Origin of the sequence: Ectothiorhodospira lacustris (genome assembly GCF_022227845.1) — a bacterium.
Taxonomy (GTDB): Bacteria; Pseudomonadota; Gammaproteobacteria; order Ectothiorhodospirales; family Ectothiorhodospiraceae; genus Ectothiorhodospira; species Ectothiorhodospira lacustris.
In genome coordinates, this window is record NZ_JAJNQN010000009.1 from 1 (window position 1) to 17741 (window position 17741).

The window sequence follows — 17741 nt, forward strand, 5'->3', positions numbered from 1 at the left end:
AAAATGATATGTCACTGACAATAGATAAAAAATTTAGCTCCAAAAGAGTTTCAATCGCTTTGGTGGCCGCATGGGTCGTTTCAATTGCTGCCACTCTGTTGATTGGGAATGCCTGGATAGCGCTAGGGTCAATGTTTCTCGGCGGGGCGTTGCCATTTGTACTGTTGGCTATTTGGTTGCCTCAGTCAAGACTGGGGAAATTCATTAAAGAAGCTGCATCGGTATGGCAGTTGCGGATATTTGGGGTTGGCGCATTGTTCGCGTATTCAATTTACGCCAGCAAATGGGCCCGCGGTGTTATAAACAAGATTTTCCATGTTGATCCAGGCCACTTCGGGATATCCACGACGCTCCTTGCAGTTCTGTATGCGCCTTTTGGTCTTATATATCGCCAAGATGTTATTGGTTGGCTATGGGTCGGATTTATTCTACTCGGCACGCTTCTGACATATGTGTTGCCTTTGTCCCTTTTAACGCCGAACCGACCCGCTCTCGGATGGAAGGCATGGGTGGGCAGTGTGCTATTTATTCTTGTCGGGGCGTTTTTTTTAACAATGAGTTTTCACCTCGCAAGCTCATTTGAACCGCTTGTAGAGCGATTCGCTGTATGGGCAGACTTCCACGAAAATCATCTCTGTACTAATGTTTCGGCTCAGGGAGCAGAAGCCGTCGTATTTATTGGCGGAGACCAAGTGCTGGCCTACTTTCCTGACAACCACATGGGTAGTCGCTTTTCTGTGGAGTCGTGCAATTACAGATGAGATTTCTAACAAGTGCAGGTTGTCGGACGTGTACTACGCTGCGCTCCGTACCCGCCGCAACTGCAAGCGTTAGCCCACATGGAGGCCTTTTCATGAATCCACAGCTTCTGTTTAACGAGTACTTCGAAATCGACCAGAAGGTGGTGGATCGGTATGGGGCACTCAACATATGCGTGGAAGCAGATCTTCCACTTTTTGTTGATCCGTTTCTGTTATTCTCATCTGAGAATCCCCAGTATCAGGCCCTGCACGACAAGATAGTCGGACATCTGATTTTTCTCCGCGAACTTGCCACGAATAACCCTTCAATTGGGTCTTCACTTTTTAAGTTCCCAGAAGTCCCACAGAATTGGCTTGGAATGTGTAAGTGGGGCAACAACGGTAAGGGTCTAGGCCCCAAGTTCGCTCGCAACTTGATAGGCGCATTTAATGGCTTCTATCGCAATTTTGGGGCCGAGACAGTCACCGATGCTTCTCACATAGAGAAGTTGACACTCGTTGGGTCAGGAATTGGTCGCGATTTCATCAGCGATTTCACAACTAATCTCATGCTGGAATTTCTGCTGAGCTACTCACAGAAATTTGCACAACAGCATCTTTCTCAACAACAACGCAAAACTTTCACGGTGCGCTGTAGCTTCGATCGTGACCTTATGGTCTGGACTCCGAAGTCTTTCGAGCTTCCATACTTTTACAAGGGAGATCGGGATGAGGATTTCATACTGTTAACACCCGTGGATATACTGACAAAAGATGAGGCCTTCATCTGTCACAGCGATTTCACGAGTCAGTTCAGGAACGTTGCAAACTCCTTGGACAACGCGGCGCTCCGAGATGCTATAAACCTCTACTTCCAAAAACACCTTCCGACCAACCCTAAAAAGCTAGATATTGAACGGGCAATTGATGCAACGGTTCAGAAATACCCTGAAATTCTCGACTACTACATTGCGAAAAAAGAATCGGAGAAGGACAAGGCATCTGTACTTTCTGCTGAGAAAGTTGAGAAATTGCGAATTGAGCTACTAGCCACGCTCACAGACTTCTGTAAACACCTGTTTGCGAACAGCGATTTCTACAGTATCGAGCCCACCAGCTATGGTGAGGCTCTGAAGCGGGCACACTTCCTTAAGCAGGTGATTGAGGACAACGACGGCTACAGAATTTTCTACAAGGATGGCAAGCCAATCTCAACGGAGGAAACGGTCCAACGAATTTTTCGTCTGACCTGGTTTGCTTCGCCATACGACGTAAACGCCGAAGTTAACAACGGTCGAGGCCCCGCCGACTACAAGGTTTCGTTTGGGAGTCGGGATTCAACGATAGTTGAATTTAAACTTGGTGGCTCTAGTTCCCTTAAGAAGAACTTGCAAAATCAGACCGAAATTTACAAAAAAGCATCAAAGTCGATTTCTGATATCAAGGTGGTTCTTTGTTACACGAAGGCTGAAATCGCCAAGGTCCACCGGGCGCTCAAGGCCATTCAGCAGGAAAACGCTGAGAACGTGATTGTCATCGATGCAACGCCAAAAGTCTCGGCTTCGAAGGTGGGGGGATGATGAGGGCTAATCGGGTAAGGGCGGGTGTTTAGCCCGCCCTCCCCACACCACCTAGCATGCGGGTCCGCACTAGGCGGTTCATAAGAAGGGAGCACACGACGATTTCAGGTATAACCATGCGCTTTCATCCATTGATCGCGGATGCTGATCAAGCCTTGGCATTGCAGCCAGTCATTGGTCATCCCGGTCTGGGTGCCGAGGGATCGGGACAGGTGCCAGTAGCTTTTGGAGCTCATGCCTGTCCAGATGGCGGCGCGTTTTGGCGTTCCCAGGGCCAGCAGGTGGCGGATACGGTTTCGCACCCCGCGCCACTGTTTCCAGTAGCACATGCGGATACGTCGTCGCAGCCAGTGGTCCAGCTCGGGAATGGGCCGATAGTAGTCCGAGATGCCGAAGTAGCCCATCCAACCACGGACATATTCCGTCAGCGTCTTGAGCCGGTGATCCATGGACACGCCCCAGCTCCGGCCGGTGAGCTTTCGCAGCCGGTGACGGAAGTCCTGATAGGCGCGCTCGGACCATCGCAGCTTGGTTCCCCGGAAGGTGAATCCCAGGAATTGGCAGTCGTTGGTCCTGACCACGCGGCTCTTGTGCGGATTGACCACCAGCTTGAGGGTGCCGGTCAGGAAGCGAGACACGCTCGCCATGACTCGTTCCCCGGCGCGGTGGCTCCGCACGAGGATCAGCAGGTCGTCCGCATACCGGACGAACCGATGCCCTCGCGCTTCCAGTTCCTTGTCCAGGTCATCCAGAAGGATATTGGCCAGCAAGGGCGACAGGGGACCACCCTGGGGTGTCCCGATCACCGTTGCCTCAAGAGTATCCCCGACCCGCACACCCGCCCGCAGATACTCGCCGATCAACGCCAGCAGCCGTTTATCGCGCACCTTGCGGCCCACTCGGGCCATCAGGATGTCGTGCTGGACCGTGTCGAAGAACTTCGCCAGGTCAAGGTCGACGGCGATGCGGTAGCCATCAGTGATATGGGTTTGTATCCGTCTCAGTGCTCCATGGGCGGAGCGTCCGGGTCGGAAGCCGAAACTCGAATCCGAGAATCCTGGATCGAAGATCGGCCCCAGAGCTTGCGCCATGGCCTGTTGAATGACCCGATCCGTCACCGTCGGGATGCCAAGCAGTCGCTCGCCCCCATCGGGTTTGGGAAGGGTCACTCGTCGCACCGGTTGTGGCCGGTAGGTGCCATCACGCAAGGCTTGGCGGATGACCGGCAGGTTCGAACGCGCGAACTCAGGGAAGTCCTCGATGTGCATCCCATCGACACCGGGGGCGCCCCTGTTGGCTTTCACCCGCTTCCATGCCTGTCGCATGTTCTCGCTTGCCAGCACCCGCTCCATCAGGTCGTCGTGCAAGGCTGGCTGCGTGGTATCACGCCGCGACGCGTCTCCCCCGGACGGGTTCGACGACGCGTGCGAGCAATCCACGGCTCCGCCTTGTCTTCTCATGTTCGGCCCTTCACCGCGAGGCCCGTCCACGGGCGTGCGATTACTATGGCTTCGGCTGACCTCTGCTCCGTCACGTCGAACGTTGCCGTTGGACGCGCTGCCCGGGTCGCGGTAGGGTCCGGTGGGATGCCCAGTCCTTTCGGGCTGGCCCTCAGTCCGGCTCCCATGGCGACCACAGCCACGGTAGGGTTCGATGGCGTATCCAGTCCTTTCGGACTGGGCCTCAGTTCGACTCCCATGGCGGCACGGGCCGCATGCGGAACAGATCTCCCCGGATAAGGACATGAACTTTCAGTGCACAACCGCCGCATTTACCCTATCCCCTGCACCTGATGGGCTTTGTCACCTTGTGCTGACTCGCCCGGGGACTGAGCCTTCTATGCGGTTTCTGTCCGTCGGCTCGCACTTTTGCGCTCGGGCTTCCTCCAGACAGACCCTCACGGGGCTGCCCTTGCCGTCGGCTAGTAGTTACGTTGGTCCACAGTGTGGACATCACAGGTACTCCTACAGGGGACTTTCACCCCATCAGTTCATGCCCATGCCGGGCGTACACAAATCGCTGCAGCTGACGTTTAACTCGCCGCTCGGTTTGGCTACGCCAAGCCCTCACGTCGACTCAAACGCAGCTGAGCTCAAGCGTTAGGCCCAAAAAGTTTAATTGATCATGACTCCAGAAAAAGCAAAAGAATTTCAGCGCATTATGAAAAATCGTCCTCATGTAGTCATTCTTGGAGCGGGCGCAACTGTCGCCGCAATACCGAATGGTGACAAGAATGGAAAAAAGTCATCCGTCATGGATGGCTTTATTGAAAAACTTGGGATGACTCAGATAATCCAAGACGCTGGACTTAAAACCAAAAGCAGCAATCTTGAGGATATATACACGGAGCTTCATGAACGGGACGATTGCAACGAAATTAGGTCGCTTCTAGATCAAAGGATTAGAGGATATTTCTCAGCAATAGAAATTCCTGACGAGCCAAATATATACGATTTACTTTTACTATCTTTACGGAAGAAGGACTTAGTAGGAACCTTTAACTGGGATCCTCTGCTACTTCAAGCGTATCAACGGGTATCAAAAATAACGAAAGACCTCCCAGATCTTGCGTTCCTCCATGGGAATGTTCTCGTCGGGTGTTGCCCAGATCATAAATATGGCGGCATCATTTATGCGAAGTGCCCGCAGTGCGGTAATTACTTTCAGCCTGGTCGTCTACTATACCCAATCCGAGAGAAAAACTATGCGGAAGATCCGTATATTAAAGATAACTGGAATGCAATTCGCAACAGGCTTAGGAGTGCTTATCTCGTAACTATCTTCGGCTATAGCGCTCCCAAGACTGATTCGGAAGCTATTGCTCTGATGAAAGAGGCTTGGGGCTCAGTCGATGATAGAAATCTTGAAGATTTCGAGTTCATCGATATTAGGTCGGAGGATGAACTTACTGACAGTTGGTCTGATTTTGTGCACTCGCATCATTATGAGGTTCATAGCAGCTTCTTTGCATCAAGTCTTGGGAAGCACCCGCGACGTACCACTGTGGAGCTATTTGATCGCACAATGGAATGCAAATTCACGAGAGCAACTCGTAAGTTTGAACCTGACATGGACTGGATAAAGGTAAAGAAGCTTGTCGAAGTCCTGGTCAAAGAAGAAGTCGAGATTGGTGATGACGAGTTTCTTTCCATCGAGTCAGCCTAACAAAGCGCATCAGTTCGCGGCCGATGGCCGCCGGACGTCCCTGACGGGCCGCCGCTGTGCTTCGCGTTGGGGCAGGAATACGGAATTTTATTTGCATACCGTTTGATGCCATCAAGAGAAAAATTAAGCAGAAAAATTCGGAAAATCATGCTATTCAATGACACAAAAACTTCGCTGGATAACGGAGTTGATCCAGCGAAGTTTTTGTGTCATTGATGAGCCCTCATTTTTCTGCCGTTGCGGATCTTGATGGCGCTACCTCGGCTCCAGGCTGCGCGGGCTTTGAGCCACTTATGATAGCCCCAACAACTCGCAAGAGCAGATCTTGGCTGCGCTGCGCTCCGCCAAGACTGCTCAGCTTTATTCGTTACATGCATCAAATTAAAATAACCAGTCGAGGTTGAGTTATGGCAAATGAAGTTGAAGTTGAAATTAAGATCCTCAAAGAAGGCGATGAGATTATAGGCCTTTGGGAGAACAGAATATTAGTAAGACATAAAGATGGAAGTGCGGAGTTCTTTATTCTAGATATAGATGAAAATGGCTATCCTCGACTGAGTAATAAAACATGGAAAATAACGAAAGGTGACGGTGAGATTCATATCAGCAAAAAGGTAGAAAAGGAAAAGAAAGGATCTAAAGGTAGTAATCCGCCAAAAGTAATTACATTTTAAGGCGGTCGTTATGGCATGTTCTAAGTGTGGTAAAACTGGGCATAATGCTAGGTCTTGTCCAAATGGCCCGAGTGAAGAAAAGTCTATTGTAGGTGGGCGAGATCGCATGATCATTGCGATTGACAACACAGATGAAGAAAGTCTACATGAAATAGCCGCGGCAGTTATGAAGGCGAAGCGGAAAATTGCTCCAAATGCCCGTGAAACGATAGTTATTGGCGATGAGAGATCACTTCCTCATAAGGTACTTCAGCTTTTAGAAAATAAAGAGGTTGATGATGAGTAAGAAAAGACCGCCGGGTCATGTCAAAGCTCAGAAAGAAGTTAAAGAACGAGAAGGCTATATGTGTTTACGCTGTGGTGGTGTTTACAAAGATGCTCATGGGCATCACCTGCTTTACTATAGCGAGGGAGGTCCTGCTAACTATTACACCATGGCAACGAAATGTCCTGAATGCCACAGAAAGTATCATGCTAAAAAAGCAAACATAGACATAATTCGCTTCTAGCATGTAACAAGTTGCTGCACGCGGAAAAATTACTCGCTACGCTCCCAATTTTCCGGTGAGCAAAGCGTTCTACATAGTAAATTGAGGATTGTATGGACCCGTTCGATGTTGAGAAAGAAAAAAAGATTCTAAGTTCTGGCGTAAGAGATATTTTTACCCCTTATCAACCGATAATGAGCCATGGCCTGTTCTATGGTAGGTCCAAGGAAATAACTGCAATAATTCAACAGATAAACACCCCAGGCCAGCATTCTGTATTATTTGGAGACCGAGGCGTTGGTAAAAGCTCTTTAGCCAACGTCGTTGCAGAAACACTTAAGCCATTAAAGAATGATAATCTTATAAAAAAGAGATGTGATAGTGACGATACTTTTATAACGATTATCGAAAAGTTATTAAATGAGGTTGGGATCGACCTGCAAGTAAGTTCGTCCCAACAGCAAAAGGCAGAAGGTGGGAAAGCTGGAATAAAAATTCCTGTATTTGATGCAGGAGTAGAGTCAAAGAGCACGGATACAGTTAGCTTAAAGGGAGTATCAGATCGCGCTAACTCCCCGAGCTGGGTGGCAGAGAAGGTAAAAGATATCAATGCGTTATTTTTACTCGATGAAATCGATGTTATTGGAAAAGAGGAAAAATGGAAGGTTGCAGAACTAGTTAAACAGCTATCTGACGAAGGATCTCCTTTAAAATTCTTGATCGTGGGAATTGCTGAAACGGCCAGTGAATTGACTCATGGTCATAAATCTGTCCAACGTTGTTTGAAGGAGACTCCGCTACCTAAACTGAGCGATTCTGAGGTTAAAGGAATTATTGAGGAAGGCGGAATTCGGATCGGCGTAAAGTTTTCTCAATCAGCAATTAGGAAGATCGTCAACGTAAGTGCAGGGTACGCTCATTTTACACATCTGCTTTCCTTGAAAGCTTCTGAAAAAGCTATCGGTGAGGGACGAGGCGAAATAGCCTTGGGGCACATACAAGCAGCAACGGACGATGCGTGCGGTGACGCAGAGGGAGTCTTAAGGACCGCGTACAACGAAGCCACTAGATCCTCCAATACTGAAGAGTTTCGGAAAATATTAATAGCAGCCTCGTCTATAACCGATGTGGAATTTAAATCATCATCCCTACGGCTGGCTTATGAGAGATTATGGGGAGTAGAGATCAATCAAGGCTGGCTAAATAATTACCTCCAAAAGATTGTCTCAGATGGAAATCACACAATTCTGCGCCGCTTGGCAAAAGGCGTATATAAATTCAATGATCCAAGAATGCCAAGCTACATTAGGCTTGCTAACTTAACGTTACTTCCTGATGTAGAACAAGAAAATGCAGCCGACCGCTAAAGCGCCGACTGATTTTGGCGTTAGCGCGCCGCGCAAAGCGCGGCGCATCTGGCCAATACCGTCAACTTAAAAAAAACAATAACCGTATGATTTTGTTAAAATAAAAGCAATTCACGGCAAGGCTGGAGATATTCAAATCATGAAAAACTTGTTGACGGCACTTCAGAAACCCGCTTGCCTTTATGAGAATAATTCTTAACCGTATCGACTCCTCGGTGAGTGATCCCACGTTCATCCGGGAGCACTGTTACCACCCCCGGGATTTCTCCCGGCAACGCTCGCTGACCTTCAAGCGCATGGTGCTGTTCTTCCTCTCCGGCGCGGTCCCTTCTCTCCAGTTCGGCATTGACAAGCTGTTTCGCGACTTGGGAGAGGAGGCCAGTGTCACCAAGCAAGCGGTGTCCAAAGCCTGTCAAAAGTTTCCCTATGAAGCCCTGGTCAGCCTGCAGCAGCAGGCCGTGAACACCTTCCATGCGGTGCAGACACCCCGCCGCTGGATGGGCTATCGGCTTGTCGCCGTGGATGGCACCAAGATACGACTGCCACTCAACGACGACCTGGCCGATGAGTTTGGCACCCAGGGCAACCAGACCCAAACCCGGCGACCGATGGCTCTGTTGGTCAGCCACCATGATGTCCTGACCCGCGTGCCGCTGAGTTGTGAGCTTTCACCGGTGTACATGGGAGAACGTTTCCTGGCCGAACGCCTGCTCAGTGGTTTGCGAACTGACGATCTGGCCATCTATGACCGTGGTTTCCCCTCATTTGCCCTGTTCGCTGCCCATCGCCATGCCCAAGTGGCTTTTTGTGCCCGACTGACCCTGAATTTCACTACCCAGGTCACCCAATTCGTTGCCTCCGGCGAGACGGAGACCGTGATTCTGTGGACACCCAGCGCCACGATGCGCAGTGACTGCGCCGCCCTGGAGGTCTGTGAACAACCCCTGACGCTGCGCCTGATCCGCATCGACCTGGGCAAGGGGCACATCGAGATCCTGGCAACCAACCTGCTTGATACACAGACCCACCCGGCCCATCTGTTCAAATCCCTCTATGCCGAGCGCTGGGGCGTTGAGGAATCCTACAAAGCCTTCAAAACCTGGCTTCAGGTCGAACGCTTCCGCACCCATAGCCGGTTAGGCGTGTACCAGGAAATCTACGCCCGCTTCCTGACTCTCACGTTGGCAGCCATCAGCGCCGCCCTGTCTCAGCCGGTGGCAACATTGCGAACGACCGGACGCTCCAGGGAATACCGCATCAACTTCCGGGCCACTCTGCTCAAGCTCCGTGACCGGTTCTTCTCGCTCTGGTCAGCAGACAATTCAGAAAAATCCATCCTGGATCTGTTCCAATGGATCATCTAAGATCAAGAGATGATCCGGCCAGGGCGGTCCAACCCTAGAAAATCAAGATATATCAATCCATTGCCGGGGGTGATGGCCTAAATTGACGACATTGAGCCTTGCCGAGGCGACTGGAGGCCTTTGGTCTCCAGGCGGCCCCGGAGAAGACGTGCATTCACCGCTTCAGCCGTTTTCACCCAACACGGACCCGGCGATTCACCTTCCTTGGTTTTGAATTTTACTGGGAAGCGGATAGCAAGGGGACACCGCGGGTATGGCGGCGGACCAGTCGCAAGAAGCTGCGCAGTAGCATCCGGGCCTGCAAGGACTGGCTGAAGACACACCGGCATCTTCGTCTGCCGATACTGTTGGCGACGATGAAGCGCAAGGTACGGGGGCACTACAATTACTTCCGTGCCATCGGTAACATCAGCTCACTGCGGTGTTTTCACACCGCGGCAATCCGGTTGCTCTACAAGTGGCTGAACCGTCGCAGTGAAAGGCGAAGTTTGACCTGGGAAGGTCTCAGGCGGGTGCTGGAGGCCTACGCGTTTCCGACACCGGTTGAGGCGATGCAGGGGATACGGAATCGGGGGCTTGCGTGAGGGACCGTCCTTCTGCGCGAGTGAGTATGACTGAAGAGCCCGGTGCGGGAAAACCGCACGCCGGGATCTGTGCAGGGGGCGTCGGGTAACCGGCGTTCCTACTGCGACGGCCCCCAATCTTGGCGCCGGCTACCTAAGGAATTATATGCTGAACATTTTCTTTCTGCTTATCGGTATTGCTTTGCTCACCGTTGGTGGTGAGGCGCTAATTCGAGGCTCGCTGGCAGCGGCAAAGCGACTCGGTGTATCGCCGTTGCTAAGCGGTCTCGTAATAGTAGGATTCGGCACCTCGGCCCCTGAGTTGGTGGTCTCAGTCAATGCTGCGGTGGAAGGTCGACCAGACATCGCTATTGGCAACGTTGTTGGTAGCAATATCGGCAATATCTTACTGATACTCGGCATTTGCGCTTTGATTTCGCCATTGGCGGTCAAGCCATTGGCACTGAGGCGAGACGCGGTCACGGTAGTAGCAGCAAGTGTACTGTTTCTCGTTCTGGTTGGAGGAAGTGCGCTAGGGCGCGTAGATGCAGCTATATTCCTTGTCGCTCTGGGCGCTTACCTAGTCTGGGCTTACTGGAGCGAAAGTTTTCACGCTGCGCCCTCGGGTGAACTACATCAAGCTGAAGCAGATGAGCTTTCCACCATTCCGAAGTCGGTGTTATGGACTGTAACAGCGGTGGTTTTTGGCTTGCTGCTTTTAATTGCCGGATCACAGGTTCTTCTGATTGGAGCCATTGGTATTGCAGCGCACTTTGGTGTGCCAGAGGCGGTCATTGGCTTGACGCTGGTGGCCGTGGGTACCTCTCTTCCCGAGCTATCCATATCGGTAATTGCAGCTATTCGGCGACATGCAGACGTGGCTGTCGGAAACATACTTGGCAGCAATATCTTTAACTTGCTGGGGATTCTTGGGGTGTCCGCTCTACTTCAGCCACTTCCGGTTCACGCAAGAATCTTGCAGTTTGATCAATGGGTCATGCTGGGAACATCGTTGCTTTTGCTTGTATTCTTGTACACTGGGCGCCGCCTGAGCCGCAGGGAAGGTGGAGTGCTATTAATTGGATATGGAATTTACGTCTGGTTGAGTTTCACGGTATTCGGTGGCTGAAATAAAATGGCCTAACAAGGCCAAGCACAGCGACGGCTTCTCCGTTGCGACTTCGCCTCCACTACGAAGCCGCGCGTGTTGGCGGCGTTAGGCATCACCGTTATCTAACTACAACCTGTCGACTAAGAGATAGATTGATGCCCAAATTCACAACCGCAGCGATCGGCTCAACAGCCCCGCTTCCTGACGCGTCGGTCGATCCACTCATCGTGGAACGGACAGTCTTTAGCTGTGACAGAACCCACCGTTTCACGCTCTTCCGGTATTGGGGCAATCCAGACGACTACGCCTGCGGCATTAGCATGAATCCATCTGGTGCAGCTGAGGACGTTGGCGATCCAACTGTAGATGGGATGGTTCGTCGAGCTCGAGAGCACTGGAGTGTTGGTGCGTATTACCAACTTAACGTCATGTCCATTCGAGGCACTTACTCGTCAGATTTGGCCAGAACAGCGGTGGTAAACCTTCCGGATAACGATGAATGGATTCGGCAAATAGCGGCCAGAGCACGAATCGTTGTAGTGAGCTGGGGAAATCCTGGTCACAATTCAGGCCGTGGTCCTGAGGTAGAGGCGATCTTGCGCGAAGTGTGTGACCCAACGAAGGTCTATTGCTTTGGTAAGAATAAAAACGGCTCTCCGGTTCACCCTCTCTATCAACGGATTGACGCGCCGTTGATTCCATTCTTTGTGTAGAGGCCATGTGCCCCAAGCTGGCATATCAATGCCTAAATCGGATAGCCGGGGGTTTTTCTCCCCCGGCCTCCACAACACCCCGCATGCGGGCCCGCACGGGGCGTTTCCTCCGGAGTTCAAAGGACCATGCAACCATGGTGACCTTCAACGCTGGTTACCCAACGAATCGCCAAGGCCGTTTCACCCGGTCGGGCGCATTACGACCGTTGAGACACGTGGGTCTCTCTCGTTGCCGGAGGTTCGGGCCTTCAGCGTCGGGGGGATGGCTGACCGTCGTACCTCTCGGTGCCGCCCTGGGCGCGCTCGTCTCGGTGCTGGAGCTGGCGTTACTCGGCTGGTGCGCAGGGTGCGGCATGTTCGTCGCGGGGCTTACCCATATGACGGCACGTCGCTGGCTTCCTCAAAGAGGGAGGTCCGACTGATCGGCCTTGCTCTGGCAAGCCTGGATGGCCTCCACCAGCGGGTCGTCGGCGGCGGGGGGCTGGCCCCAGCCGTTCATGTGGATCAGTTGTTCCAGCGGCAGTCTGGGGCGCCAGCCGGCGGTTTCCAGTTCCGGTTTGTCGTGGAAGTGACTGACGCGACCGATGCAGAGGTAGGCCACGGGCACGATGTCCTCGGGGAGGCTGAGTACCCGTTTGATGTCCTCGGGCCGGAAAATGCTGACCCAGCCCACGCCCAGCCCTTCACTGCGGGCGGCCAGCCACAGGTTCTGCACGGCGCAGACGACACTGTAGAGATCCATGCGATGGTCGTGGGTACGGCCGATCACGACGGGGCCGGCGCGATCCCGGTCGCAGGTGATGCACAGGTTGATGGGGGCATCCATGATGCCTTCCAGTCGCAGGCTGCGGTAGATCTGGCGACGCTCACCCTCGAACATCTCCGCCGCTTCTTCGTTGGCGAGGCTGAAGGCTTCGTGGGCCCGGCGTTTCACCTCCGGATCCTTGACCACCACGAAACTCCATGGTTGCATGAAACCCACCGAGGGGGCGAAGTGGGCGGCGGTGAGGATGCGGGCCAGCATGGCGTCGGGTATCGGGTCGGGGAGGAACTGTCCCCGTACGTCCCGTCGGCACAGGATGTTGCGGTAGATGGCTGTGCGTTCCGTTTCGCTGAAGCGGTGGGTGTCGGGTATCGGTTGATCTTTTTGCATGACAGTCGGTCTTTGATGGGCGAGATGGGCAGTATAGCCCCCCAGACTGGTCGGGGGCCTGCTGGCGGGTGGTTCCGGTCATTTGGGCCGATGCTCCCGCGAAAGTGGATTCTAGGGCTTGAGTCTGTTTCTGGGTTCCCGCTTTCGCGGGAACGACGGGTTCTGAACTGATCTGGGCTTGGAGCTTCCCGCTGGGTTCCCGCTTTTGCGGGGATGGCGTATTCATAAACATCCCTGACTTGACCGTTCAGGTGCATAATTTGTTGGTCAGTGCGAAACCGGCATGGGGATTCTTGTCCCGAGACAGGACTCATGCCCTTGGGAGAAAACGTCATGGATTTTTCGGATCCGGCCGTAGTCGAAACCTGGCAGCCTGTTGATGACCGGGTGATGGGTGGGGTTTCGCGCAGTTGCCTGCGCTATGATCCGGCGGGCTTTGCGGTGTTTGAAGGGGTGATGTCCCTGGAGCAGGGGGGCGGTTTTGCCTCGGTGCGTAGCGATCTGTTTCCGGGATTTGCACCTGGAACCGATGTCCTTGTCCTTGAGGTGTGCGGCGACGGCAAGGCCTACAAGCTGTCGTTGCGGATGGATGAACAGTTCGACGGCATCAGCTATCAGACCGTGTTTCAACCACCGGCGGGTGTCTGGACGCAGGTCCGGCTGCCTGTCCGGGACTTCGTGCCCGGTTATCACGGGCGGCCGGTACCCAATGCATCGCCTCTGGTGCTGGAGCGGGTCTGTCGAATCGGTCTCTTGATCGCCCGGCAGACAGATCCGTCAGGCGGCGCATCGGTGCCCATGGAGGAGGGCGCGGAAGGGGCGGTCGTCGCCATGGGTCGTCCACAGGCAGGATCATTCCGGTTGGCCATCAGGTCGGCCAGGAGCCTGTCAGGCTGATGGGGCTTGCGACACCTCCCGCCCCTGCGGCTGCGATTTCTACTTCCCGGACTGAAGACATATACTTACGGAATGTGGCTGCAAGAGATCCAACAATTCGCCGCCGGGGCCGCCAGGGCGCCGCGTGTGGCGGCAACCATACAGCCCCTGCTGGGCATCCTGCAGCGGGTCACCGGCCTGGAGTCGGTGTTCCTCACCCGAATTTCCATGGGCACTCAGACGGTGCTCTTCGCCCATAATACCGATGAACTGCAGATCGTTGCAGGTATGTCGAGCCCCTGGGAAGACACCCTCTGCAGCCGTGTTCTGGCGGATGAGCGCCTGTTGGTCAACGATGTGGATGATCGTTGGCCGGACTCCCCGGCCAGCACCGCCTTGGGCGTGAAGACCTACCTTACTTTTCCCATCCGTGGTGCCGACGGCGCGGTTCAGGGCACTCTCTGCGGTGCCAGTTGCCGGCCGGTGGAGGTGGCTCCCGAGGCCATGGCCATCGTCGGCATGTTTGCCGAAGTCATCTCCGCACAGCTGCTGCGAGAGATCAATCTTGATACAGCCACCGATCGGGCGGAGCGAGCCGAGGCGCTGGTACACAAGATGGCCATCGCATCAGAGATCGGCAACCTGTGTCTTGAAGCCCGCGACCTTCATCAGACCCTGAAACAGGTGGCCAAACGCTTGGAGGATATTCCGGTTTGGCGGTACATCGTCTGTTTTCGTATGCAGGCGGGCCGCCCTGTGGTTGAAGAGGGTCGGGAGCGGGACGTTCAGGAACAACTTATCAGGGCTGTGTTGGAAGCGTTGGGCGAGTCGGTGCAACACATGCACTCCCGAGACAATCCCCCCTTGCTGGACGAAAACCGGCAAGGGGAGGTGATTCACGAGTTGCGGGGCAAGTTGGGTCTGGGCGTCAGGGGGGGCGTGGGTGTGCTTACTGCGGCGACGCACAGCGACCTGGAAGGCGGCATCCTGATTTTGGCTGATGAATCGGTGGCTCTGGGCGGTGGTGATGGTCAGCTATTGATCGCCCTGTCCAATTATCTTTCCCTGCTGGCCATTCGGCTACGGGACTACGAACAACTCCAGGCTGCCAATCGTGAACTGACCCGTTTTGCGCTGAACGATCCCCTGACGGGCCTGCCCAATCGCCGCTATCTGTTCGAGACGGCCCAGCGCCTGGTGTCGCAGGCCGCCCGACTGGGTGAGTCCGTGGTTGTGTTGTTCATCGACCTGGATGGTTTCAAACAGATCAATGATCGCTATGGGCACCGTAGCGGGGATTATTTTCTGGCACAGTTTGGCCGTCGTCTGAGCGCAGCGCTGCGAGAGGGGGACTTTGCGGCCCGCTATGGAGGCGATGAGTTCGTCGTCCTGGCGGTGACCACGGGATCCGGTGACGGCACGGAACCCCCACTTCAGGCGAGGCAATTTGCCGACCGCATCGGCCTTGCCCTGATGGGGGCATTCGACTTGGAGGGTGCAGGCATCGACTATAAGGGACCCAGTATCGGCGCGGTGGTCTGGGAACCCGATGAGGATGTCGAAGCCTTGCTGCATCGAGCGGACAAGGCCATGTACGCAGAGAAGATCCGGCGTCGCGGACCCGCGCCATTCACCGAATTGGAAATTCGAACTTAGATGGTTCTTTATCCGGAGAGTCGGGAAAGACCGCCAGGTTGCTGCCGTGCGTTTCTGAGGCGGAACACGGCAACGGCGGCGGCCAGCTGTTCCGCCTGATCCTCCAGGGATTCTGCCGCCGCGGCAGCTTCTTCCACCAGGGCGGCGTTCTGCTGGGTGACGTCATCCATCTGCGACACCGCTTGGTTGATCTGTTCAATGCCCTGGCTTTGTTCATTCGATGCCGCCGCGATTTCTGCGATGATGTCGCTGACACGTTTGATCGCCAGTATGATTTCCTCCATGGATGCGCCGGTTTCATGCACCAGTCGAGTGCCGTTTTCAACGATGCCGATATCTTCCCTGATCAGCGACTGGATCTCCTTTGCAGCGGCTGAAGAGCGCTGTGCCAAGGTGCGGACCTCACTGGCGACAACCGCGAAGCCTCGTCCCTGCTCACCCGCCCGTGCAGCTTCAACGGCAGCATTGAGTGCCAGGATGTTGGTCTGGAAGGCGATGCCGTCGATGACGCTGATGATGCTGGTCATCTTTTCCGAGCTTGCTGTCAGTTCGCGCATGTTTTCAATGGCTTGTCTAACTTTACGTCCTCCTGTTTCCGCCACCGTGTTGGCCTGATTGGCCTGTTGACTGGCCAGACGGGCGTTGTCGGCGTTCTGCCGGACGGTGCTTGTCATCTGCTCCAGGCTGGTGGCGGTTTCTTCCAGGCTGGCGGCCTGTTCCTCGGTCCGCTGCGATAGGTTGGTATTTCCCGTCGAGATCTGGCCGGCGCCCGTGCTGACGCTGAGCACTGATTCGTTGATCTGATGGATGATGTCGGACAGTTTTTCTGCGGTGTTGTTGGCCGATGTTGCCAATATCGCCAGGTCACCGGCATAGCGGCCTTCGACCCGCAGGCTCAGGTCGCCACGGGCCTGGGCGATCATGACCGTCTGGATCTCGTGGACCGCCTCTTCCAGGGCGCTCACGGAGTCGTTGACCATGTGCTTGAGTTTGAGCATCTGTCCGGCGGCTTCGGCCTCGATTCGGTGTCGAAACACCCCGGCCGCCACCTGCTCCATGACGCTGACGATGCCCTGTGTACTGTCATCCAGCGAATGCATCCCGGTCGAGGCATTTTCCAGCATGCGTCGGAACTCGCCCTGCACTCGATTGGGGTCAATGGACACGCTGAATTCCCCGGCCCGCAAGGCTCGCATGACCTTGGCCAGTTCATCCATGGTGAGCTGGATGGTGTCGGCGCTTGCATTAAAGCCTTTCTTGAGGCTGTCCAGGTCGCCAGCATAATGACCTGTGATTCGCGACCCGAAGTCACCGGTCGCCAGGGCGTGAACTGCCGTGTTGACTTCTTCAAGGGCGTGTCGCTGGGATTCGAGCAGGGCGTTGAAGGCGGTGATCACGGCGCCGATCTCATCCTTCCCGTGGTAGATGATCCGGTCATTGAAATTACCCGTGCCGCGTACCCGTTCCACGGAGTCCACCAGCAGTTTCAGCGGTCCGGTGATGCCCCGTGTGATCAGGATGCCCAGCAGGGTGGCGAGCAGTACGCCGACAATCACGGCCGCCAGGCTGATGCCTTCCAGCCACCGGGCCTGGGAGAGGCCCTTATCCACCTCCGATGCCGCTGCTCCCATGTTGAGTTGCACCAACTGGTCCAGTGCTTGAAATGCGGTTTCCTGATGGCGCAGGGTGTCCCCCATGGTGAGCGCGGCAATCTGGCGCCAGTGGGTCGTGAAGTCTCCCTGAGGGTCTGTGCGTCGCATCTCATCCAGTTCTTGGTGCAGGCTGAGGATGGTATTGTTGGCCTGCAGCCAGTTGGGCAGGGTGGTCTGAAAAGCCTCCCAGGCCGCTGCCTCGTCGGCGCTCTTGGGCAGTGCGTTATAGCGGTCGACCGCTTGACGGTATTCGGTGCGGGCATTGTCGATGGTCTGGTACTGTACGGCCCGCACCGCCTGCGTGGCGGTCTGATCCATGAGGGTGCGAAAACTGCTCACCACCTCGCCAAGCGCCACTTGCATCTCCAGTACCGTCTGCACCGCAGGAAGTCGCAAGGCCCCCAACTCGTTGATGGCGGACTCACTCTTGACCGCCCCCCAGTAGCCCAGGCCTCCCAGCGCAAGGGTGATGAGAGCAACGGTCGCGAAACCGGCGGAGATTTTTGCTTTGATCGACATCAAGGGCCGTCCTGGTAACAATCCGGGAAATCTGCACTACAGGCCAGAAATAATAGGCTTCAACGCCGTAGGATGCTCGCCCGCGGCAATCGCTCTTGATAAACCTCAATATGAAGCCGC

Annotated in this window: 15 protein-coding genes; 12 read left to right on the forward strand and 3 right to left on the reverse strand. The window is 54.6% G+C overall.

Going from position 1 to position 17741, the window contains the following annotated elements; translation table 11 throughout:
• Together LQ956_RS07990 and LQ956_RS07995 are read left to right on the forward strand one after the other, a co-directional pair.
• The coding region (locus LQ956_RS07990) for a hypothetical protein (protein ID WP_238629753.1) at window positions 1-761 on the forward strand (761 nt) is incomplete at its 5' end.
• Between the two features lie 92 nt (window positions 762-853).
• The gene (locus LQ956_RS07995; protein WP_238629752.1) at window positions 854-2320 is read left to right on the forward strand and encodes a hypothetical protein; all 1467 of its coding nucleotides are present in this window, start codon (window positions 854-856) and stop codon (window positions 2318-2320) included.
• 104 nt (window positions 2321-2424) lie between these two features.
• On the opposite strand, the gene ltrA is transcribed toward LQ956_RS07995, so the two are convergent.
• On the reverse strand, window positions 2425-3687 hold the full coding sequence (gene ltrA, locus LQ956_RS08000; RefSeq protein WP_238629751.1) for a group II intron reverse transcriptase/maturase: 1263 nt from the start codon (window positions 3685-3687) through the stop codon (window positions 2425-2427).
• 757 nt (window positions 3688-4444) lie between these two features.
• Here ltrA and LQ956_RS08005 point away from each other — a divergent pair.
• The 8 genes from LQ956_RS08005 (at window position 4445) to LQ956_RS08035 (ending at window position 11765) form a co-directional block, all read left to right on the forward strand.
• Complete coding sequence (locus tag LQ956_RS08005; RefSeq protein ID WP_238629750.1) at window positions 4445-5485, forward strand: hypothetical protein; 1041 nt, start codon at window positions 4445-4447, stop codon at window positions 5483-5485.
• A gap of 407 nt (window positions 5486-5892) precedes the next feature.
• Window positions 5893-6159, forward strand: coding sequence for a hypothetical protein (locus LQ956_RS08010; protein ID WP_119701426.1), 267 nt, complete (start codon window positions 5893-5895; stop codon window positions 6157-6159).
• Between the two features lie 106 nt (window positions 6160-6265).
• Entirely contained in the window at window positions 6266-6445 is a 180-nt protein-coding gene (locus LQ956_RS08015; protein ID WP_238629749.1) for a hypothetical protein, read from the forward strand.
• A gap of 58 nt (window positions 6446-6503) precedes the next feature.
• Window positions 6504-6668: an HNH endonuclease gene (locus LQ956_RS15105; protein ID WP_430733476.1), complete on the forward strand. Its 165-nt coding sequence runs from the start codon at window positions 6504-6506 to the stop codon at window positions 6666-6668.
• A 92-nt stretch (window positions 6669-6760) separates the two neighbouring features.
• Complete coding sequence (locus LQ956_RS08020) at window positions 6761-8014, forward strand: ATP-binding protein (RefSeq protein WP_238629748.1); 1254 nt, start codon at window positions 6761-6763, stop codon at window positions 8012-8014.
• 182 nt (window positions 8015-8196) lie between these two features.
• Window positions 8197-9378 (forward strand): IS4 family transposase, encoded by a 1182-nt coding sequence (locus tag LQ956_RS08025; protein ID WP_238629747.1) that lies wholly within the window; start codon window positions 8197-8199, stop codon window positions 9376-9378.
• Window positions 9379-10107: 729 nt separating this feature from the next.
• Complete coding sequence (locus LQ956_RS08030) at window positions 10108-11070, forward strand: calcium/sodium antiporter (protein WP_238629746.1); 963 nt, start codon at window positions 10108-10110, stop codon at window positions 11068-11070.
• A gap of 137 nt (window positions 11071-11207) precedes the next feature.
• Window positions 11208-11765, forward strand: a complete 558-nt coding sequence (locus LQ956_RS08035; RefSeq protein ID WP_238629745.1) for a DUF1643 domain-containing protein — start codon at window positions 11208-11210, stop codon at window positions 11763-11765.
• 400 nt (window positions 11766-12165) lie between these two features.
• Here LQ956_RS08035 and bluB read toward each other — a convergent pair whose 3' ends face one another.
• The gene (bluB, locus tag LQ956_RS08040) at window positions 12166-12918 is read right to left on the reverse strand and encodes a 5,6-dimethylbenzimidazole synthase (protein WP_238629744.1); all 753 of its coding nucleotides are present in this window, start codon (window positions 12916-12918) and stop codon (window positions 12166-12168) included.
• A 333-nt stretch (window positions 12919-13251) separates the two neighbouring features.
• Between bluB and LQ956_RS08045 the strand changes: the two genes are divergently transcribed.
• The gene (locus LQ956_RS08045; protein ID WP_238629743.1) at window positions 13252-13815 is read left to right on the forward strand and encodes a CIA30 family protein; all 564 of its coding nucleotides are present in this window, start codon (window positions 13252-13254) and stop codon (window positions 13813-13815) included.
• 72 nt (window positions 13816-13887) lie between these two features.
• Entirely contained in the window at window positions 13888-15450 is a 1563-nt protein-coding gene (locus tag LQ956_RS08050) for a GGDEF domain-containing protein (protein WP_238629742.1), read from the forward strand.
• A gap of 8 nt (window positions 15451-15458) precedes the next feature.
• Here LQ956_RS08050 and LQ956_RS15010 read toward each other — a convergent pair whose 3' ends face one another.
• Window positions 15459-17621 (reverse strand): methyl-accepting chemotaxis protein, encoded by a 2163-nt coding sequence (locus LQ956_RS15010; protein ID WP_274521509.1) that lies wholly within the window; start codon window positions 17619-17621, stop codon window positions 15459-15461.
• Window positions 17622-17741 lie beyond the last annotated feature (120 nt).